We start from the raw sequence: 20,577 nt of genomic DNA, 5'->3' as shown, positions 1-20,577 counted from the left end.
TTGCCGGGCGGCATGGGCGGACGGTGGTCGAGGCGGGCGAGGCGGGACCGGTGTGCGAAGGTCCCGGCCCGACGCGTACGGGGGATGGACGCGTCGGACCGGGACCGGTTCGAGGGGTGGCGCGGCGTCAGCTCAGGTGGAGCCGCTGGCCCGGGTAGATGAGGTCGGCGTCGTCGATGACGTCCTTGTTCAGCTCGTACAGCTTCTGCCAGCCGCCCTTGACGCCCTGCGCCTCGGCGATCCTGCCGAGGGTGTCGCCGGCGACGACCGTGTACTCGCCGTCGCCCTTCTTGACTGTCTTGGGCTTCGGGGTGGACGGCGCGGCCGTGCGTGCCTCGCCGCGCGAGGCGCGGTCGCCGGACTTCGCCTCCGCCTTCGGCTTGGACTCGGCCTTCGGCTTGGACTCCGCCTTCGGCTGGGCCTTCGGCGTCTGGGCGGCCGGGGCGGCGCCGCCGCTGTACGGGGTGCTGGACAGGTTCACGCCGCAGGTCGGCCAGGCGCCCTTGCCCTGGCCCGCGAGGACCTTCTCGGCGATCGCTATCTGCTGGGCCTTGGACGCCTTGTCGGCGGTGGAGGCGTAGGCGGTACCGCCGTAGGCGGCCCACGTGGAGGCGGAGAACTGCAGGCCGCCGTAGTAGCCGTTGCCGGTGTTGATGGACCAGTTGCCGCCGGACTCGCACTGCGCGACGCGGTCCCACTCGGCGGCGGTCGCGGCGCTCACGGACGTCGCGCCCATCAGCGGGGCGGCGACGGCGGCACCGGTGATGCCGGCGAACGCGGCGAGCCGGACGGCCTTGGACGGACGACGGTGCTTGCCCTTGCCGGAAAGCAGCATGGTGTATCCCCTCACCGACGCCTGCGAGGTGAGCTGTCGGGTTCGGGCCTGGTGAGTGCCCGGCCACGCGCACAGGGCGCGCGGCTTCACCCCAAGCCGGTTCCGGACCATCTCTCAATGGCCGGGCCCGGCACTTACCTTGGGTCCCCCGCTCCTGCCTACGGCGCTCGAAGCGTCGACTGTTTCCGTCGGCCGGCGGCAGGATTCGGCGTTACCGGTCGGCGGAGCCCGCGGTGGCGAGCGGTCACGACGGTAAGCACAGACCCACCCCAAGTTCAAAGGGGGAAATCTGGGTCAATCCACCCCTACTTGCCTACCCCTTAAGGGTGTTTGCGCAGGTAGGGACCGAAAAGGACGGACAGGGCGACGATGGCGCGCCATTTGATGTGAAGAGACTCTTGTCTCACTTCCCAGGAAACGGACATTCAGCCCGTAACTACCCCTGAGGTTCGCCCAGATCGAGGCTCTGGCCAGGGACAATGAGGTTCGGGTCGGCGCCGACGGTCTCGCGGTTGGCGTCGTAGAGCGCCGTCCACCCGCCTGACAGCTCGTGCGTGTGCGCGATGGCCCAGAGGTTGTCACCGGGCCGGACGGTGTACGTACCGTCGGCGGCGAGGCCGTCCGCCCCGCGTGCCGTTCCGTCGCCCCGCGAGGCGTGGCCGCCGGACTCGCGGCCGGTGGCCGGGTCGGCGGTGTCGCCGGACTCGCGACCCGCGGGCGCGGTCGGCTCGGCGGCCGGCTCCTCCTCGGCGGGTTCGCCGCGGTGCTTGCCGGAGCCGGGGGCGGGGAGCGGGGTCTCGCCGTCGGCAGCGGGCTGCTCGCCGGGGGCGGGGGTGGCCGGGGTGGCGGGCGCGTCGGGCGTGGCGGGCGCGTCGGGGGTGACGGGCTCGATCTCCGCGCCGGTCCCGGTCTCGGCCTCCGGCAGAGCCGGCTCGGCGGAGCGCTCGGCGCCCTCACCGGGCGGGTCCGGCGTGACGGGGGTGTCGGGCTTCTCCCCGTTGTCGGGGGTGGCGGTCGCGGAGGGGTCCGGTACGACCCCGGGGTCTTCGTCCGCCGTGGTGGAGCCCCCGCCGTCGGCCAGGCCCGCGATGGGCGCACAGGTCTCCCACACCTTGGTGCCCTGCGCGGCGAAGACCTTCTCCGCGACGGCGATCTGCTGGGAGCGGCTGGCGAGGTCGGCGCGCGGGGCGTAGTCCGTACCGCCGTACGCCTGCCAGGTCTCCTGCGAGAACTGCAGGCCGCCGTAGTAGCCGTTGCCGAGGTCGGCGCTCCACAGGCCGCCGGTCTCGCACTCGGCGACCCTGTCCCAGGTGGCGGCGTCGGCGGCGGAGGCTGTTCCCGCGCCGAGCAGCGGCAGTGCGATCGCCGATCCGGTCACCCCTGCGGCGACGACGAGGGCGGGGGCCTGACGGGGTCGACGGTGTCGTCCGTTCCCGGAGCGCATGCGTTGGACCTTTCGCGTGACTGCTGAGGTGACGGTGAACGTAGCGGCATTCGAACGCCAGTCACAAGTCGGTGCAGGGGAGATTACGCGAACATCACAGTCTTGACGTAGCGTCAGTTTTTTCCGGGGTGAACGCCACAGGAAGGGTGCGCAGTCCGCGCATGATGAGCCCTCCCCGCCAGCGCAGTTCCTCGGGGTCGACGGCGAGACGGAGATCCGGAAGGCGCGTCAGCAGTGTGGCCAGCGCGGTCTGCCCCTCCAGCCGGGCGAGCGGCGCACCCAGGCAGTAGTGGATGCCGTGCCCGTACCCGAGGTGCTGGCTGTCGCGCCGCGCCAGGTCCAGAACGTCGGGCCGGCCGAACCGCTCCGGGTCCCGGTCCGCGGCGGCGAGTACGACGAGGACGGGGTCGCCGACGCCGATCGCCTGCCCGCCGATGGTGAGCGGTTCGGTCGCGAAACGCCAGGTCGCGAGCTCCACGGGCCCGTCGTAGCGCAGGAGTTCCTCCACGCCGGTGGCCAGGAGGTCCGTCTCGCCGGCGGCGAGGGAGCGCTGGAGACGGGTGCGCTGACCGGGGTTGCGGAGGAGGGCGTACGTGCCGTTGCCGATGAGATTGACGGTCGTCTCGAAGCCGGCGAAGAGCAGGATGAAGGCCATCGCGGCGGCCTCGTTCTCGGTGAGGTGCTCGCCGTGGTCGGAGGCGCGGATGAGCCCGGAGATGAGGTCGTCCCCGAGGTCGCCCCGCTTCCGGTGGATGAGTTCGACGAGGTACGCCCGCATCTTCTTCACGGCGCGCGCCACTCCGCCGCGCGGCCCGCCGCCGTGCCGGATCATCTGCCCGGCCCAGTCCCGGAAGTCGTCCTGGTCCTCGGGGGGCACGCCGAGCATGTCGCAAATGGCGTAAATGGGGAGCGGGAAGGCGAATTCGTGGATGAGGTCGGCGGAGCCCTTTGTTGCGAAGTTGTCGATGAGGCGGTCCGTGAGCTCCTGCACACGCGGCGCGAACTCCGCGACCCTGCGCGGGGTGAACGCCTTCGACACGAGCCGGCGCAGACGGGTGTGGTCCGGCGGGTCGATGTTGAGCAGATGGGTCATCAGCTCGGCCTTGCGCTCACCCGGAATGCCCGTCTTGCCCTTCGCGTGCGCGGGCTCGTCGTGGTGCGCCGGGTTCTTGCTCAGCCGCTGGTCCGCGAGTGCCTGCCGGGCGTCGGCGTACCGGGTGACCAGCCATGCCTCGACCCCGCTCGGGAGGCGGGTCCTGTGCACGGGCGCGTGCTCGCGGAGCCAGGCGTACGCGGGGTAGGGGTCGGTGGCGAACTCCCAGGTGAAGAGCTCGGGGGGTGCGGTGGGGCCGGGGCCGGGGTTCTGCGGGGCGTTCACCCCTCGACGGTATCCGGCTCGCCGGCGAGCGCCCTGATGGCACCCGGGTGCCATGCCTCCGCCGCTCGGCGCATCCACTCCACGGCCTCGTCGGACCGTCCCTCCTCCTCAAGAAGGCGGGCGAGGCGGAAGGCGCCGTACGCGTCGCCGATGCCCGGCGTCGGCGGCCCTGCGCAGCCAGTCCCCGTCGGGGTCGAGCCGGGCCAGGCGGTACATGGCGCCGGTGTCACCGCCCTCCGCCCGCGCCCGGAAGTGCGCCTCGGCCGCCGCGGCGACGGCGTCGTGGCCGTACTCCAGGGCGAGGTCCCACACCGCGTCCGGCACCGGCGGCAGCCCGTCCGCGTCTGTCGCCTCGGCGACGAGCGACCCGTGTGCCCGCCACAACCCGCCGTCCTCCACCAGCAGGCCGGTCACCCCGCGGCGCCGGCGTGCGGCCCAGGCGACGGCATCGTCGAAGTCACCGGTGGGCTCCGCGCCGTAGGACTCGTGTGCCCGCCGCAGCAGATCCAGGGGCAAGGGCCGCAGCAGCCCACACCGCGCCAGGTCGACGGCGGCACGCACCAGCAGATGGCCGTGCGGATGGTTGGCCGGGCGCTTCGCGCGCTGCCACTCCTCCCACAGCTCCGGGCCCACCGCCAGGTACTCGGTGACGGCGCGGCCGTCGCACCAGATCATCGCCGTCCCGAGGCGTCCGTCGCCGCTCTCGATCAGCCGCGTCAGCTCCTCGTGGCTCCACTCCAGGGGGAGCTCGACCATCCGGGCGCGGCTCAGCACGCGCGCGTGCGCCGGGTCGCCGAAGCGGTGCTCGTCGTAGGCGGCGTCGGACATCGTGGCCAGCACCAGCACACCCATGCCGATGAGGCGGGACAGGACCGTGGCGTCCAGGCCCGGGTCGCCGAGGTAGCGCTCCAGGCCGTCCAGCCACAGCACACAGTCGGCGTCCCTGGCGCGTATCCGCTCGGGCAGCCCCCTCAGATCGGAGCCGGGCGGCGGCACGCACACCTGGGTGCCCGGGGCGAGCCGCCGCAGGAGGGCCCACGCGGTGGTCGTCTTGCCGGCCAGCGGCTCACCGGTGATCAGGAGGAACCCCGCAGGCCGCTCCCTGTCCAGGTCCGCGTCACGGTCCCGGCGGATGTACGGGCCTTCGTGCCGGCAGCCGAGCGCGAGCGGGTCGACTGCGCTCGCGTCGATCCAGACGGCCGGGTCGTGCGGGGCCGCCGTGTCGAAGTGGATCTCACCGATCGAGGCCGCCTGCACGACGCTCGACGCCGTGCCGCCGGAGACGGTGTTCCGCACCACCGCGTCCTGCGGCACCACGTCCCGCACCACCGCGTCCCGCACCACCGCGTCCCGCACCACCGCGTCCTGCGGCACCGCGTTGCCCACCCTCGCGGCTCCGGGACCGCCGAAGTCCTCCACGAAGCGTCGGAGGATCGGCGCGCTGGTCGACGACCTTCGGGCCAGGCGGTCGTGCACCCACTCCGCCACGGCCGCTTCCGTCGGCCGGACATCCCCTTCGCCGAGCGCACTGCCCAGCCAGAGGAGTTCGAAGGGCGGACCCCCGTACCGCACCGTCCAGATGTGGCCGAGGTGGTCCCGGCCATGCGTGTCGATGATCCTCGCCAGCACAGGCACCGCGTCCGCCACCAGTGCGTGCCACTCCCCGTCGTCCACCGGTCCGGTCCCTCCCCCCACTCGGCCGCCCTCACGGCCGGACGGCCACGTTACCGATCCCCGTGCCCCTCCGCCGCGAGGATCGCGTCCCGGTACGCGCGGGCGGCTGCCCGCAGGGCGGCCTCGGGGTCGACGCCGTCCGCCTCGGCCAGTACGGCCATGGTCAGGAGGGCGTAGCCGATGCCCTCGCCCGAGGGGATGTCCACCTCCAGGCCCGCGTGGCGGACCCGGCTGGCCAGCTTGGCGGCCAGGGCGAGGCCCGGCTGGCCCAGCGGGATGCCGTCCGTCACCGACGCGCGCCGCTTCTCGGCGGCCTTCGTGCGGAGCCAGTGCTCCTTGACCTCCTCGGGCGTCTCGGCGGCCTCGTCGCCGAAGACATGCGGGTGGCGGTGGATGAGCTTCTCGACGAGCCCGCCCGCCACGTCGTCGAGGGAGAACGGCTCCTCCTCCGCCTCCTCCGCGATACGGGCGTGGAAGACGACCTGGAGGAGCACGTCGCCGAGTTCCTCGCGGAGTTCGTCGCGGTCGCCGTCCTCGATGGCCTCGACCAGTTCGTACGCCTCCTCGATGGCGTACTTGGCGAGGCCCCTGTGGGTCTGCTGCGAGGACCAGGGGCACTCGCGGCGGATGCGGTCCATGACCTCGACGAGGTCCAGGAGGCGGGCGCCCGGCAGGTCGTACGAGCCGGGGAGCAGTTCCAGGTCGGGCATGGCGACGCGGCCGGAGCCGGCGAGGCGGGCCAGGCCGTCGGTGAGAGGGCGGTCGCCCTCGCCGGTGGCGATGACCACGACCGTCCGGCCACCGGCGCACGCGTCCACCAGGTCCTGGGCCGTAGGTGCAGCGGTCCGGACCGGCACGCCGGTCTCCTGGACGTACGGGAGCTGCGGGTGGTCCGGGTCCGGGCAGAGCACCTCGTCCGCGGCGTGCAGGGTCTGCCACGCCGGCCAGGACAGCACACCGGGTGCCACCCGGTGGCTGGTGGTGAGGAGGACGATGCGGCCGGTGTCCGGAGCACCCGAAGCTTCGGTGGCCTGCGGGGTGTCTGCGTGCTGAGCGTTCACCCCAATGAACCTACAACCCCTCCGGTCCCGTCGCCGGGTCCTGGGTGACCTGGCGGAGCCAGGGGGCCTCGTAGCGGCCGAGCTGGATCTTGTCGTTGTCCCAGGTGCCGTACCGGGGGTTCACGTCGATGTCGAGGGCCTTGGACGCGGCGGTGAACAGGTCGGTGAGCTTCTTCTGGCCATCCGGGGTGTTCGCCACCCCGTGCTTGTCCGCCACCTTGTTCATGAGGATGTTGCGGCGGACGACGTCGTCGATCTCGTCGGGGGCGATGCCCTGCTGCTGGAGCAGCATCTCGGCGAGCTGCTTGTCGCCGCCGTACTGCTGGGCGGCGGCGCGCCGGGTCTGCTGGATCTCCTTGCGGCTGACGGTGACGCCCGCGTCGGCGGCGACCTTCTCCACCACCCGGTCGAAGATCATGCTGTTGAGCTTCTCGCGGCTCAGGTCACCGGTGGCCTTGATCAGCTCCTCGGCCTGCGGCGACGCCTCCTGCGCCGTGCGGACGTCCCGCACCTGGGCCTGCAGCGCGGACGTCTCGATCCGGTCGCCTCCGACGACGGCCGCCGCGCCTGGGTGGGCGTCGCTGCCGCAGGCGGTGAGGAGCGGGGCCGCGGCGATGAGCGCGGCGGAGACGGAGAGCGCGGTGCGACGGCGGCGGTGCAAAGGGGGCCTCCCGGCGTGGGTCGTACGTCAGTGTCAACGACCTTGCGGTGATCGATGGTAAGCAGTGACTGTGGCCCAGGCCACTACTTCGGAGCCACTTCTGCCAACGAGTCACGGTCCCGTGGGGTCTCGGGCCGCAGCATGATCGTCCGGGAGACGAGAAAGGTGATCGGAATGGCCGCCGCGGCGGCGAGCAGCGGAGCGTAGCGGCTGGACATCCCGGCCACGTCCACCAGCAGGTACACCCCGGCTGTGGTGATCACGAAATTGGCGGCGTTCGTCAGCGGGAACAGGAGGAACTTCCGCCACGTGGGGCGCGTCCGGTACGTGAAGTAGCTGTTCAGGAAGAACGAGCCGGTCATCGCCAGCAGGAAGGCGACGACGTGCGCGGCGACGTACGGCAGGCCGAGCGTCAGGAGGAGCAGGTAGCAGCCGTAGTAGGTGGCGGTGTTCACCACGCCCACCAGGGCGAACCTGACGATCTGGCCGCTGACGCCGGTCATCTTCGGGTGAACTCCCCTGGGGACGGTCTCGTGCTCGGCGCCGCGGCGTTGGTCGCCTTCACCAGGAAGTGCGGGCACCGTTTCACCTCGTATCGGATACGGCCCACATACTCCCTGATCAAACCCGGCATCACCATCTGGACTCCGGCGAGTGCCGTGACGGCCACCGGCAGGGTGACATATCCGGGGGTTTCGACACCGTAGAGGAGCGCGTCGCCGACGATCCACGCCGCGCAGAGCGCTGCTCAAGGAGCGGGCCTGGGGCCGGATCGGGGTCGGAGGCCGGGGCGGAGGCGGAAGCCGTGTCCGGGCCCGGGCCCGGGCCCGCGGGCGGGAACTCCGGTACGGGGTATCCGCGTTCCGAAACCAGGAGCTGCTGCTCGGATCGCGCGTCTACGACCTCCCCGCGGACGGCGTGTGTCCGGTCGGCAGCGACGTCTTCGCCCGGGCGCCCGACTTCACCGGCACGGCGGCCGGGCGACTCGGGCCGCCCGGCCGGGCCGCGGGCGGGCGTGCGGCGGGCGTGCGGGTGGTGTGGCAGGGCCGGGGCGCTCGTGCCCGACGGCGACGGCGTGCGGGCCCAACTGCCGCCCGGCGCCCGGGGTGTGGCCGTGCCGACGGCGCCGTGGATCGCGGGGTGGCGGTGCCAGGGGCGGCCGGCCGGGGAGTGCCCGGGGCTGGTCGCCGTGGACGTGTCCGGTGGCGAGAGGGCGGTGAGCTGCACGTTCCGGCCGCCGGGGCTCCGGGCGGTGCGCGTGCCGGGGCGGTCGCGCTGGTGGTGTCGGTGGGAGCGGGCGTGCGCGTCCGGCGAGTGGGTCGCCTCCACGCCACCAAGACTTCACCCGTGCACCACCGTGCCTTGGCCCGGGAAACGGCCGGCGCGGCGTAGCTTGCCCCGCATGCCCTCTCTTCTGAGCAATCCGCTGGCGAGGCGACTGCTGCGGCCGGCGTTCTCCCTGGTCGAGCAGCGCATGGACCGTGTCACGACCGCGTTCCAGCAGGACCTCGACGCCCTGCACCACGAGGTGGCCGATCTGCGGCGGCAGAGCTACGGGCTCGGGCTGCTGCTCGACCACGCCGGCCGCGACGCCCACCGCATGCCGACGCCCACGCAGGTGGACAGGCTCGTCGGCGAGGTGCGGAGCGTCACGGGCGCGCCGGGTGAGCGTGTCCGGGGCGACATCACCGTCGCCTACCGCCACCTGGTGGCGCTGGAGGCGCTCGGCGTGGGCGGCATCGGCGGGTCCGTGTCCGACGTGTGCGGGCGGCTCACGGCCGTACCGATCCTGGCACCGGCGAACGGCGCGGTGCTGGACGTGCTGGAGGTCGGCACGCTGCACGGGCTGTTCGCGGCGGCGCTGCGGCGGATGCTGCGGCGCGAGGGCGTCGAGTCGCGGCTGACCATCGTCGACCCGCTGGACGGCACCCCGACCCGCGAGGACGTGGTCCGCTGCAATCTCGCCCTGGGCGGCGGCCGCCCGGGCGACGAGCCCGACGCGCGCCTCGTGCGCGGCGCCCTCGCCGACCCGGCCGTACGGGAGCGCGTCGCCGACCGGCGGTACGGCGTCGTGATCGTGAACGGCGACCACCGGCCGGAGGCGGTCCGGGAGCTGGCGGGACCGGACGCGGTCGTCGTCCTGGACGGCGACACGGCGGGCCCCGGCCTCGCCGCCCTCGGCAGCGTCGCGGACTCGGGGTACTTCAGGGCGGCGGCCTAGCTCCCGCCTTGACAGCGTTCGTCCTCGAACTGCCCCGAGCTCTTCGAGCAGGGGGTACCCCCAGACCCCCAGACGGGCAGACGGGCAGACGGGCAGACGGGCAGAAGCACAGCCCCTCCGGAGTGTGAGGAGCGGGGCTCGCGGCGGAGCCCCTGACCGGGAAGGGGCGGGGTGGGGAGGAGCCGCCGGGCACGGCCTAGAAGCCGCGCAGCTCCTGCTGGTGTTGGAGTGCGCGCCGCAGTTCCGCGGCGAGCGGGTGGTACGGGCCGTAGGTGCGCTCCGTGTCGTACAGCAGGTTCTGGAGCTGCTGGTGGGCGCCGGAGTGGTCGCCCGTGGTCAACAGGAGGTGGCCGATGCGGTGGCGGATGCCGAAGGCGCGGCTCGGGTCGCCGCCGGGCTGCTGCCGGGCGCTCTCGTAGTACGGCAGGATCGCCCGGTACTCGGCCAGCGCGGCGGCCGCCTGCCCCAGCTGCTCCAGGCAGAGCGCCGCGTCGTGGCGGAACTGGAGGGTCTGCGGGTCCGCCGGGCCCGCCTCGGCCGCCCGGTCGTCGGCGAGCCGGCGCAGCTCGGGCAGGGCGCGCCGGTACTGGCCGTCGTCCATCAGCGTCGTCGCGTACTGCTTGCGCAGGATCCGTACGACGGTCGAGTGCTCGCCGTGCTCGGCGGCCGCGGCCGGGAGGATCGCGCCGAGGATGTCCACGGCCTGCGTGATGCGGCCCTCGCCGAGCAGCCGCTTCACCTCGTCGACGGCCGCCGCGACGTCGGGCCGCCCGGCGGCGGGTGTCGCGGCAGGTGAGGCGGTGGGCGGCGGCGGTACGGGGGCCGGGGCGGCGGGCGCGGTGGCGCGGTCGGGCCACGGGGCGAGCGGGCGCAGGAACGGGCGCGTCGGGTCCATGGGCCCGGCCGGGGCGGCGCCGCGCACGGGCAGCAGCGGGGCGAGCGCCTCGTACACCTCCTGCGCGCCGGACGGCCGGTGCTGCGGGTCCTTCGCCAGGAGCCGCAGGACCAGCGCCTCCAGCGGCTCGGGGACCTCGGGGCGCAGCTGCCGGATGGGCAGTGGGGCCTCGTAGAGGTGGCGGTGCAGTACGCCGAGGGCGGTGGAGCCGGCGAACGGCACGTCGCCGCTGAGCAGTTCGTGGAGCAGCGCGCCGAGCGCGTACAGGTCGGTGTACGGGCCGACGGCGCCGCCCATGGCCTGCTCGGGCGCCATGTAGGCGGGGCTGCCGATGGGCGAGCCGGTGTGGGTGAGGCGCGTGGTGTCGGTGTCGAGGACGGACGCCACGCCCAGGTCGAGGACGGTGACCGTGCCGTCGGGCTTCACCATCACGTTGCGCGGCTTGAGGTCGCGGTGGACGATCGGCACCGCGTGGACGGCGGCGAGCACCGCGCACAGCTGGGCGGCCACCGCGACGGCCCACGGCCAGGGGTACGGCTCGTGCTCGGCGCGGTGGTCGGCGAGGTCGGCGCCCTCCACGTACTGCATGACCAGGTACAGGTCGTCGCCGTCGCTGCCCGCGTCGTGGACGGTGACGAGGCCGGGGTGGGTGACCTGGGCGGTGACCCGGCACTCGCGGACGAAGCGGCGGCGCATCTCGTCGGCGGCGGTGGCGGCGGCCATGTGGTCGGGGCGCAGCAGCTTGACGGCGACGCGCCGGTCCAGCCGCCGGTCGTACGCCGTCCAGACCTGGCCCATGCCGCCCTGGCCGATGACCGTGGAGAGCTCGTACCGGTCGGTGATGACCCGTCCGTTCACCTGGGCTCGTCCTTGCGGAGGAGATCGCTCAGCTCGTCCAGCTCGGCGCGGACCTGCTGGATGCGCGGCGGCGCGGCACCCGCGTCGGGCTGCGGCTGCGGCTGGGGCTGGGGCCCGGGCTGCGGCTGCGGCTGCGGCCGCGGTGCCTGGACGTGGGGCTGCTGGGCCGGTGCCTGCGGCTGCGGGGTCTGCGGCTGCGCGTACGGGGCCGCGGCGGGCGGCGGTATCTGCCCGTACGGCTGGAGCTGCGGCCGCGCGGGGGGCTGCGGCTGCGGGTAGCCGTACCCGCCCGTCGTCCCCGGGTATGTCGCCGCGTACGGGTTGGCGGCCGGGCGGGCCGCGACGCGCGTGTCGTGGTGGCGGATGTCGGCGTACAGGTAGTACCCCGTGAACAGCGCCGCGTTCAGCAGGACACCGCCCACCGCGAGGTCCGCCTGTGTGGACTCGACGTCGCCTTCGGGGAGGAACGCCAGGCAGGTGACCGTGACCACCACGGACACGCCGAACAGCCACCAGTCCCGCGCCCGGCGGGTCACCACCGCGAGCCGCACCATCGTCGCCCCCGTGAGGAAGCCCAGGCTCAGCAGGGGCAGCAGCGCGAACACGACGCGGAGCACGACGACATGGGTCGGCGTACGACGCTGCGGTGTCACATGGCCGGGGCCGTACATGGCTGCTCCAGGGGGACAGGGTGGTGCTACTCGTCTGATACGGGGTCGAGCGTATACAGCGACACCGACAAGAGCTCCAGGGTTGTACAGAACCCCGAACCGAGATCAAGCCGTGAGCGTGCCGTCCGTCAGCCCGTCGTACATGCCGCGCACCAGCTGCTCCCCGAGGCGGCCCGCCTGCCGGAGGGCCTGCTCGAACTCGGCCAGGGTGCGGAACCGTTCGCCGTACCGCCGCTGCTCGGCGAGCGGGAGCCGGGGCAGCTGGAGGCGGCGCACGTCCAGCCGGGTCGCGGTGGAGGCGTAGCTGCTGGCCTGCCGCTGGTTGGCGGTGCCGCGCAGGAACCCGGCGAGGAACCAGGGGTCGAGGGCGGCCGGGTCGGGGCGCAGGAGCTGGAGGTTGCGGCCGAGGGCGGCGCCGGCGGTGGCCTCGTCGACGACGCGGGCGACGGAACCGCCGCCGAGGACGGGGACGATGACGTCACCGGTGCGGAGGAGGACGGGTTCCTCGCCCCCGGCGGGGCCTTCGGGGAGGCTGCCGGTGGGTTCCTGGCCGGTGAGGACGTCCTGTTCGGTGAGCACCCGGACGCGGGCCGCGCCGGTGCCGGCCCCGGCGGTGGCGGTTGTGCCGGCGGTGGCGGTTGCGGTGCCCGTGCCGCCCGCGTGAAGGCGGAGGGCGCCGCTGCGGGCGAGTTCGCCGACGGTGACGCCGGGCGGGCGCGGCGGGGCGGTGTGGCCGGGTGGCGCGGCGGGGTGGGTGAGCGGGGCGGCGGGCGGGGTCAGCTCGGCGGTGCGGCGCAGCTCGGCGGCCAGCCGGTCCCGTACGGCCGCGAGTTCGGCGGCGCCGCCTGCGGCCGGGGGCGGCAGATGGCGGGCGGGCGCGAGGTCCACATCGTCGTCGAGCAGCTCGATGACGGGCAGGGAGCGGCTGGTGCCGGGCCGTTCGGCGACGGTGCCGTGCTGCTCGAAGGGCGTCCACGCGTCGAGTACGGCGGTGTGGACGGCCTGCCAGTCGAGCCTGTCGCGGCCCGCCGCGCCGTACGCGGTGGTATCGACGAGGAGCAGCTCGGGCGACGGCGCCCCGCCGGGCGACGCGGCGGCGGGTTTGCGCAGCACCCACAGGTGGAGGGGGATGCCGTACGGGGGCGCGGCACCGGCCGGGAGGGCGACGACCGCGCGGAGCACGCCGCGGCGCAGCAGGTCGGCGCGGATGCGGCGGCCGGAGCGGCGGGACGCGGCGGCGGGCGGCATGAGCAGGACGGCCGTGCCGCCGGGGCGGAGCCGGGCGACGGCATGCTGGACCCAGGCCAGCTCGGACTCCGTGCGGGCGGGGAAGCCGTACTCCCAGCGCGGGTCGTAGGCCAGCTCGTCGTGGCCCCAGTTGCGCTCGTTGAAGGGCGGGTGGCACAGGACCGCGTCGGCGGTGAGGTGCGGGTGGGCGTCGGCGCGCAGGGAGTCGCCCACACGCGCGTGGACCTCGGCGTCGGTGTGGAGGGCGAGGCGGAGGGCGGTGAGGGCGGCCAGGTCCGGGTCGGCTTCCTGCGCGTACAAGGCGGTGGGCCGCTCGACGGCGCGCAGCAGGGCGCCGGTGCCGGACGCGGGGTCGAGGACGGTGCCGCCGCCGCGGCCGGGCGGTGCGGCGAGGGCGGCCATGAGGGCGGCCGGTCCCGGCGGGGTGAGCGTGTACTGGCGGGGGTTGGCGTCCAGGTGGCGGCCCAGCAGGAACTCGAACGCCTGCCGGGCGCCGCCGGAGCCGCGGGCGCCGCCGGCCTCGGCTTCGGCGGCCTCGGCGGCCTCGGCGGCTTCGGCGGCTTCGCCGGCTTCGCCGGCGAGGTCGGCGGCGGCACGCAGCAGCGGTACGGAGGGCGCGAGCGCCTCCGCGGTGGGCGTCGGTACGGCACGGTCGGCGCCGAGGCGGGCGGTCAGGACCTCGTCGAACACGGTGGGCAGCGCCTTGGCCAGGCGCTCGTCCGGCACGACGGCGTGTTCCAGCCAGGCGGCGGGCCTGTCCCATACGAGGAGGAGGGCACAGCCCGCGTGGATCAGGCCCGTGGTGGCCCCGGCGGGGTGGCCCACGGCCTGCTGCCAGACCCGTTCCCGCAGGGGGACCTCGGCGAGCTTGCCCTGTGCGCGCAACCAGCGTTCGACGTCGGCGAGCGCGAAGGAGGGGCTGGACTCGGTGCCGCCGACGGGCTTGGGGAAGTCCGGGTGGCGGCGCCGCCAGTTGCTGACGGCGGCCCGGCCCACACCGGCGAGCCTGGCGATTCCGGCGGCGGTCACCTCTGTTGCGTTCTCCGGCACCTGGCCGCTCCCTCCGTCCAACTGTGTGGCCGATCCTACGGCGCTCGCACGACGCACTCTTTCACAGTGTGAGTCGACCGAGAAGGTGTGAGCTGTGTTGACTCGGTTCACAAGCTCTGCTGTGATTGACCCGTCGCTACACGGGGCTGCGCCAAGGCTCCGACCACACGTCATGTCTTCGTCTGGAGGGCACACCCATGTCCCACCCCACGCAGCCCCAGTACGGCACCCCTCAGCCCGCCCCCGGCCCGGCCGCACCGGCACGCAACGGGCTCGGCACCGCCGCCCTGGTGCTGGGCGTCATCGGCACGATCTCGGGCTTCATCCCGCTGTTCTTCTGGCTGGCGGGCATCCTCGGCCTCATCGCCCTGATCCTCGGACTGTCCGGCCGGGGCCGCGTCAAGCGCGGCGAGGCCACCAACAAGGGCGTGACGACGACGGGCGCGATCCTGGGCCTGGCGGCGCTGATCCTCTCCGTCGTCGGCGCGGTCATCACCTACAAGGCCGTGGACGAGGCCGTCACCGAGCTCAACAAGGAGCTCGGCAACACCGCTCCGAAGGAGACCACCGGTGAGGCGGGCACCGGCACGGACACGGGCGCGGGCAGCGGTGACGGCACGGACGGCGCCAAGGTCCCTGAGGTGCTCGGCGCCGACGAGACCGTCATCTACGACGACGACCTGAAGATCACCATCTCGGCGGCCAAGGCTTACAAGCCCACCGAGAGCGCGCTCGACCACACCGAGGGCAACAAGGCGTACATGGTCACCGTCGTCATCGAGAACGGCGGCAAGGAGAAGTTCAACGCCGACCTGGTCACCCTGGAGGCCCGCGCCGGTGCGAACGGCGTGGCCGCCCCGCAGATCTACGACGACGGCCTGGACGACTTCACCGGCACGATCGTGCCCGGCAAGAAGGCCACAACGCAGTACGCCTTCGACGCCCCGGCCGACGCGAAGACCCTCACCGTCGAGGTCAGCCCGGGCCTGGAGCACGAGGCCCACCAGTGGGAACTGAAGCTCTGACCCGCTGAGCGCCTCCACCGGCGCTCAGCTCCTCCCCTCCCCTCGCTCCGGCCTACCTCCCCCCTTCCCCCTTCCCTCTTCCCCCTCCCCCGCTCCTCGCGCTCAACTGGAGAACCACCATGCCCGCCCGCCTCGACACCGCTCTCAGGCTCGGCCTCAGCTCCCTCGCCGTCCTCTCCCTCACCGCCTGCGGCCTGACGGGCGGGCAGGCGGCGGAGAAGAAGGAGGAGACGGGCCCGTTCGCGGGCCTGTCCGGGCCGCAGATCCTCAACAAGTCCATCAAGGCGACCAAGACGGCCGAGTCCCTCAGGTTCAACCTCACCACCACCAGCGCCACCGACGGCACCACGAAGGCATACATGGCCGTCGACACCGAGGGGCGCTGCTCGGGGACCCTGTCCATAGGGACCGGGACCATGGAGATGATCAAGACCGGCGGCGTGGCCTACCTCCGCTTCGACGAGGCGTTCCTGCGCGAGGAGAACAAGGACGGCTCACCGGAGGAGACGGAGCAGATCCTCAAGGAACTCAAGGGCCGCTGGATGAAGACGGACGCCTCGGACCCTGAGACCGAGGACAGCCTCGAACTGTGCGAACTCGGCTCTCTCCTCGCGGACCTGGAAACCGGTGTCAACCTCGCCGGCAAGGGCGAGGAGACCACCGTCAACGGCAAGAAGGCGCTGAAGCTCATCGAGTCGGACGGCGAGGAGACCACCACGACCTACGTCGCCACCGAGGGCGAGCCCTATCTGCTGAAGATCGTGGTCAAGGGCGGGGACGAGCCGGGCACGATCACGTTCACCGACTACAACAAGCCCGTCACCGCCGAGGCGCCCGCCGCCAAGGACATCCTCGACCTCGACGAGACCGCGAGCGAGCCCGCGAACGAGACCGAGAGCGAGCCCGAGAGCGCCTAGAGAGCACGGAGCTCACACAGGGACCGAGCCGGGGAGGCTGCCGCAGGGGAGCAGCCATCCCGGCTCGCCCTCGCGCGTTCACAGCCGGTGGCGTACCCACACGTTCGGCTCGACGTACACGGCGTACCCCTGGGACGCCTCACAGCGCACCGGAGCCAGCGCGCCGGGGACCTCCACCGGCCCGTCAGTGTCGAAGGGCAGCCCGGTCCAGGAACGCCACCGCTCCACCGAGTCCGTGACCGTCATGGAGGCAGGCGCCACCGAGTCGACGACGCCGCCCGCCCGCACATGGACCCGCAGCCACGCGTCGTGCGGCAGCCCGTCCTCCGGCCGGGTACGGGAGACGTACTCGGCCATCGGCGTACGCGGCTCCAGGTGCTTGCCGTTGGGCCGGAGGGGGGCGACGACCTCGTCGAAGCCCCGCTCCCGGGCGTTGTCGCGCATCGCGGCGAGCATCCGCGACGACAGGCCACGGCCCAGCGCCGCCTTCGAGACGGATATCTCGATCGCGCTCGTCGTGTCGGGCTTCCGGCCCTCCCGCCGGTCGTCCATCCCCCACAGCAGCACCTGGTCCCAGCCCTTCGCGGGCAGCGCGCCCCGGCCCTCGGCGGCCAGTGCGAACGGCACGCTGAACGAGCGCGCCACCACGACCCCGTCGCCGTCCACCGCGACCTGCACATGCTCCGGGATCTCGCCGACCATCCAGTCGTAGGCGATATCGGAGACCGGGTCGTGGAGCATGAACTCCGGCCACAGGTTCGGCATCCGCCACATGGCGTCCACCAGTTCCGGCCGCTCGGCGAGGGTGCTGATCTTCAGGTCCATACGGGCAGGCTGGCACGCCCCGCCGCCCGCGAACCAGCTGTTTTCCGCCTTCTACGATCCCAGGATCGTCGTCAGGAACTCACCCGTCCACGCCAGCAGTTCCCGCCCCACCACCGGCTTGCCGCCGATCTTGCCCGTCGTCGGACGGGGCACCAGGATCTGCCGCGCGGGCGCCTTGATGACCGTACGCGGGTACAGCCGCTTCAGGCGCAGCTCCTGCGACTCGCGCAGCTCCACGGGCGCGAAGCGGATGTTGTTGCCCTGGAGCACGATCTCGCCGACCCCGCACGCGCGCGCGAGCATGCGCAGCCCGGCCACCAGGAGCAGGTTCTCGACCGGCTCGGGCAGCTTGCCGTACCGGTCGGTCAGCTCCTCCCGTACGGCCTTGATGTCCTCCTCCGTGTTGGCGGAGGCGATCGACCGGTACGCCTGGAGGCGCAGTCGCTCGCCCGGCGCGTAGTCGTGCGGGACATGCGCGTCGACCGGCAGCTCGATCTTGACCTCCAGCGGAGGCTCCTCCTCCACTCCGCCTTCGAGGGACGCCCGGTAGTCGGCGACGGCCTCGCCCACCATCCGTACGTACAGGTCGAAACCGACGCCCGCGATGTGGCCGGACTGCTCGCCGCCCAGCAGGTTGCCCGCGCCGCGGATCTCCAGGTCCTTCATGGCGACGTACATACCGGCGCCCATCTCGGTGTGCTGGGCGATCGTCGCGAGCCGCTCGTGCGCGGTCTCGGTCAGCGGCTTCTCCGGCGGGTACAGGAAGTACGCGTAGCCGCGCTCCCGGCCACGGCCGACGCGGCCGCGCAGCTGGTGGAGCTGCGACAGGCCGAAGTTGTCACCGCGCTCCACGATCAGGGTGTTGGCGTTGGAGATGTCGATACCGGACTCGACGATCGTCGTGGAGACGAGGACGTCGAACTTCTTCTCCCAGAAGTCGACGACGACCTGCTCCAGCGCGTTCTCGGACATCTGGCCGTGCGCGGTCGCGATGCGGGCCTCGGGGACGATCTCGCGGAGCCGGGCGGCGGCGCGGTCGATCGACTCGACGCGGTTGTGGATGTAGAAGACCTGGCCCTCACGGAGCAGTTCACGGCGGACGGCCGCACCGATCTGCTTCTCCTCGTACGGGCCGACGAAGGTGAGGACCGGGTGCCGCTCCTCCGGCGGGGTGGTGATCGTCGACATCTCGCGGATGCCGGTGACGGCCATCTCGAGCGTACGGGGGATGGGCGTCGCGGACATCGTCAGCACGTCCACGTTCGCGCGGAGCTTCTTCAGCTGCTCCTTGTGCTCGACGCCGAAGCGCTGCTCCTCGTCGACGATGACGAGGCCGAGGTCCTTGAACCTCGTCTCGGAGGAGAACAGCCGGTGCGTGCCGATGACGACGTCGACCGAGCCGTCCTTCAGTCCCTCCAGGGTGGCCTTCGCCTCCGCGTCGGACTGGAAACGGGACAGGGCCTTCACGGAGACCGGGAACTGCGCGTACCGCTCGCTGAACGTGCCGAAGTGCTGCTGCACGAGGAGCGTGGTGGGGACGAGGACGGCGACCTGCTTGCTGTCCTGGACCGCCTTGAAGGCGGCGCGGACGGCGATCTCGGTCTTGCCGTAGCCGACGTCGCCGCAGATCAGCCGGTCCATGGGGATCGACTTCTCCATGTCCTCCTTCACCTCGGCGATGGTGGACAGCTGGTCGGGCGTCTCCGCGTACGGGAAGGCGTCCTCAAGCTCGCGCTGCCACGGGGTGTCGGGGCCGAAGACGTGCCCGGGTGCCGCCATGCGCGCGCTGTACAGCTTGATGAGGTCGGCGGCGATCTCCTTGACGGCCTTCTTCGCGCGCGCCTTGGTCTTGGTCCAGTCGGCGCCGCCGAGCCGGTGCAGGGTCGGGGCCTCGCCGCCGACGTACTTGGTGACCTGCTCCAGCTGGTCGGTGGGGATGTAGAGCCGGTCCCCGGGCTGGCCGCGCTTGGCGGGCGCGTACTCGACGAGCAGGTACTCGCGGGTGGCACCCTGGACGGTGCGCTGCACCATCTCGATGTACCGGCCGACGCCGTGCTGCTCGTGGACGATGTAGTCGCCCGCCTCCAGAGTGAGCGGGTCGATCGTCTTGCGGCGGCGGGTCGGCATGCGGCGGCCGTCCTTGCCGGCGGCCTTCTGGCCCGACAGGTCGGTCTCCGTGAGCACGGCCAGCTTCAGACCGGGGTCGACGAAGCCGTACTCGATGGAGCCGCACGCCACCTGCACGACGGACGGGGAGACGACGGCGAGGTCCGCTTCGAGGCGGGCCGGGACGCCTTCGCCGCCCAGCACCTCGACCGTGCGGGTGGCGGGGCCGTGCGCCTCGGTCACGAAGACGGTGCGCCAGCCGTCGGCGAGCCACCCCTTGGTGTCGGCGAGGGCCCGGGCGGTGTCGCCGCGGTACGCCTCCGGGGCGTGCATGCCGAGCTTGAGGGTGTCCTGCTCCGGCTCCCCCGCCGGCTCGTCGGCCGATGTCAACGTGGCCGCGAACGGTGACACCGACCACCAGAGCACTCCGAGCTCGCGGGCCCGGTCCCGTACGTCGGCGATCGACCACAGGGACGCTGCGCCGACGTCGATGGGCGCCTCGCCGCCGCCCGCGGTGGCCGCCCACGACGCCTGGAGGAACTCCTGGGAGGTGGCCACCAGGTCGGCGGCCCGGGTACGCACCCGCTCCGGGTCGCACACGAGAGCCATGGAGCCCTCGGGCAGGACGTCCAGGAGCAGCTCCATGTCGTCCACCAGGACCGGGGCCAGGGACTCCATGCCCTCGATGGCGATCCCCTCGGCCAGCTTGCCGAGCAGCTCGCCCAGCTCGGGGTGCGCCTCCGCCAGCGCGGCGGCGCGCTCCCGCACCTGCGGGGTCAGCAGCAGCTCCCGGCAGGGCGGGGCCCACAGCCCGTGCTCGGCGATCTCCAGGGACCGCTGGTCGGCCACCTTGAAGTACCGGATCTCCTCGACGTCGTCCCCCCAGAACTCGACGCGGAGCGGATGCTCCTCGGTGGGGGGAAAGACGTCCAGGATGCCGCCGCGCACGGCGAACTCGCCACGCTTCTCGACGAGCTCGACGCGCTGGTAGGCGGCGGCCGACAGGCCCTCGACGATCTCGTCCAGGTCGGCCGTGCGCCCGGTGCGCAGACTGACCGGCTCCAGCTCGCCGAGCCCCTTGACCTGGGGCTGGAGTACGGAACGGATGGGGGCGACGACGACCTGTACGGGCCCGGTGGCGGGGTCGTCGGCGGAGGGGTGCGCGAGCCTGCGCAGCACCGCGAGCCGCCGCCCGACCGTGTCGCTGCGGGGCGAGAGCCGCTCGTGCGGGAGGGTCTCCCAGGCCGGGTACTCCACCACGCCGTCCGGGTCCAGCAGCGACCGCAGCGCCGCCGCCAGGTCCTCCGCCTCCCGCCCGGTCGCCGTCACCGCGAGCACCGGCCGCCCCGCCTCCCTGGCCAGCGCGGCCACGGCGAAGGGCCGCGCGGCGGGCGGACCGACCAGGTCGACATGCGCCCGGTGCCCGTCGGCGGCCGCCTTGACGGCTTCGGCGAGGGCGGGGTCCTTGACGACGGCGTCGAGCAGACCGTGCAGGCTCATGGAGACATCCATCCCAGGAGTGGTGGTGCGAGGTGTGGGGCAACGCGAACCACCCGGCACGCGTCACGGGCCGGGGGTCTCCAGCCTACGACGCCGCGGTGACAGACGCCCCCGGATACCCGTGGCACGGGTATCCGGGGGCGTGGGCGTACCGGGGGCGGGCGTACCCGGGGGTAGGCGACCGGCGGCACGGGCGCACCCGCGGCAC

At 73.1% G+C, this 20,577-nt stretch carries 15 protein-coding genes, 1 pseudogene and 1 riboswitch; of the genes and pseudogenes, 3 read left to right on the top strand and 13 right to left on the bottom strand.

The genetic code is table 11. From position 1 onward, the window contains the following. Nucleotides 1–127 precede the first annotated feature (127 nt). The 8 genes and pseudogenes from FVS66_RS05795 to FVS66_RS35720 all read right to left on the bottom strand — a co-directional run. A complete protein-coding gene (locus FVS66_RS05795; protein WP_149179905.1) occupies nt 128–835 on the bottom strand; it encodes a transglycosylase family protein in 708 nt (235 codons plus the stop codon). 3 nt (nt 836–838) lie between these two features. After that, nucleotides 839–1,011, bottom strand: a riboswitch (cyclic di-AMP (ydaO/yuaA leader). A 260-nt stretch (nt 1,012–1,271) separates the two neighbouring features. Further along, nucleotides 1,272–2,279 (bottom strand): transglycosylase family protein, encoded by a 1,008-nt coding sequence (locus FVS66_RS05790; RefSeq protein ID WP_149179904.1) that lies wholly within the window; start codon nt 2,277–2,279, stop codon nt 1,272–1,274. 94 nt (nt 2,280–2,373) lie between these two features. After that, entirely contained in the window at nt 2,374–3,657 is a 1,284-nt protein-coding gene (locus FVS66_RS05785; protein WP_149179903.1) for a cytochrome P450, read from the bottom strand. Nucleotides 3,658–3,765: 108 nt separating this feature from the next. Beyond that, on the bottom strand, nt 3,766–5,331 hold the full coding sequence (locus tag FVS66_RS34830; RefSeq protein WP_187645402.1) for a hypothetical protein: 1,566 nt from the start codon (nt 5,329–5,331) through the stop codon (nt 3,766–3,768). Between the two features lie 50 nt (nt 5,332–5,381). Further along, nucleotides 5,382–6,392 carry a nucleoside triphosphate pyrophosphohydrolase gene (locus FVS66_RS05775; RefSeq protein WP_149179902.1) on the bottom strand — a complete coding sequence of 337 codons (1,011 nt, stop codon included), beginning with the start codon at nt 6,390–6,392 and terminating at the stop codon, nt 5,382–5,384. A 10-nt stretch (nt 6,393–6,402) separates the two neighbouring features. Continuing rightward, a complete protein-coding gene (locus FVS66_RS05770; RefSeq protein WP_149179901.1) occupies nt 6,403–7,053 on the bottom strand; it encodes a SurA N-terminal domain-containing protein in 651 nt (216 codons plus the stop codon). Between the two features lie 83 nt (nt 7,054–7,136). Continuing rightward, nucleotides 7,137–7,556 carry a GtrA family protein gene (locus FVS66_RS05765; RefSeq protein WP_149179917.1) on the bottom strand — a complete coding sequence of 140 codons (420 nt, stop codon included), beginning with the start codon at nt 7,554–7,556 and terminating at the stop codon, nt 7,137–7,139. Further along, nucleotides 7,553–7,789 (bottom strand): annotated as a pseudogene (locus FVS66_RS35720) (glycosyltransferase); the annotation flags it as partial. The gene FVS66_RS05765 and the pseudogene FVS66_RS35720, both read right to left, overlap by 4 nt. Nucleotides 7,790–8,455: 666 nt before the next feature. On the opposite strand from FVS66_RS35720, the gene FVS66_RS05755 reads away from it, so the two are divergent. Then, the gene (locus FVS66_RS05755) at nt 8,456–9,274 is read left to right on the top strand and encodes a class I SAM-dependent methyltransferase (protein WP_149179900.1); all 819 of its coding nucleotides are present in this window, start codon (nt 8,456–8,458) and stop codon (nt 9,272–9,274) included. Between the two features lie 196 nt (nt 9,275–9,470). Here FVS66_RS05755 and FVS66_RS05750 read toward each other — a convergent pair whose 3' ends face one another. From FVS66_RS05750 to FVS66_RS05740, 3 genes are all read right to left on the bottom strand, one after another. After that, the gene (locus tag FVS66_RS05750; protein WP_149179899.1) at nt 9,471–11,027 is read right to left on the bottom strand and encodes a serine/threonine-protein kinase; all 1,557 of its coding nucleotides are present in this window, start codon (nt 11,025–11,027) and stop codon (nt 9,471–9,473) included. Further along, nucleotides 11,024–11,698, bottom strand: coding sequence for a hypothetical protein (locus FVS66_RS05745; protein ID WP_149179898.1), 675 nt, complete (start codon nt 11,696–11,698; stop codon nt 11,024–11,026). Before FVS66_RS05745 ends, FVS66_RS05750 begins: the two co-directional genes overlap by 4 nt. Nucleotides 11,699–11,803: 105 nt before the next feature. Beyond that, nucleotides 11,804–13,996, bottom strand: a complete 2,193-nt coding sequence (locus tag FVS66_RS05740) for an N-6 DNA methylase (RefSeq protein ID WP_262386826.1) — start codon at nt 13,994–13,996, stop codon at nt 11,804–11,806. 197 nt (nt 13,997–14,193) lie between these two features. Between FVS66_RS05740 and FVS66_RS05735 the strand changes: the two genes are divergently transcribed. Both FVS66_RS05735 and FVS66_RS05730 read left to right on the top strand, forming a co-directional pair. Beyond that, nucleotides 14,194–15,021 carry a DUF4352 domain-containing protein gene (locus tag FVS66_RS05735; protein WP_149179897.1) on the top strand — a complete coding sequence of 276 codons (828 nt, stop codon included), beginning with the start codon at nt 14,194–14,196 and terminating at the stop codon, nt 15,019–15,021. Between the two features lie 119 nt (nt 15,022–15,140). Continuing rightward, a complete protein-coding gene (locus tag FVS66_RS05730; RefSeq protein WP_149179896.1) occupies nt 15,141–15,938 on the top strand; it encodes a hypothetical protein in 798 nt (265 codons plus the stop codon). A gap of 78 nt (nt 15,939–16,016) precedes the next feature. Here the strand turns inward: FVS66_RS05730 and FVS66_RS05725 are convergent, their stop codons facing one another. Together FVS66_RS05725 and mfd are read right to left on the bottom strand one after the other, a co-directional pair. Next, entirely contained in the window at nt 16,017–16,763 is a 747-nt protein-coding gene (locus FVS66_RS05725) for an N-acetyltransferase (RefSeq protein ID WP_149179895.1), read from the bottom strand. A 51-nt stretch (nt 16,764–16,814) separates the two neighbouring features. Next, nucleotides 16,815–20,369, bottom strand: coding sequence for a transcription-repair coupling factor (mfd, locus tag FVS66_RS05720; protein WP_149179894.1), 3,555 nt, complete (start codon nt 20,367–20,369; stop codon nt 16,815–16,817). Nucleotides 20,370–20,577: the final 208 nt, after the last annotated feature.

Source organism: Streptomyces sp. TRM49041, assembly GCF_008271805.1.
Lineage (GTDB): Bacteria > Actinomycetota > Actinomycetes > Streptomycetales > Streptomycetaceae > Streptomyces.
Note: the sequence above shows the minus strand (reverse complement) of the source record. Positions and strands in the feature narration are given on the sequence as shown.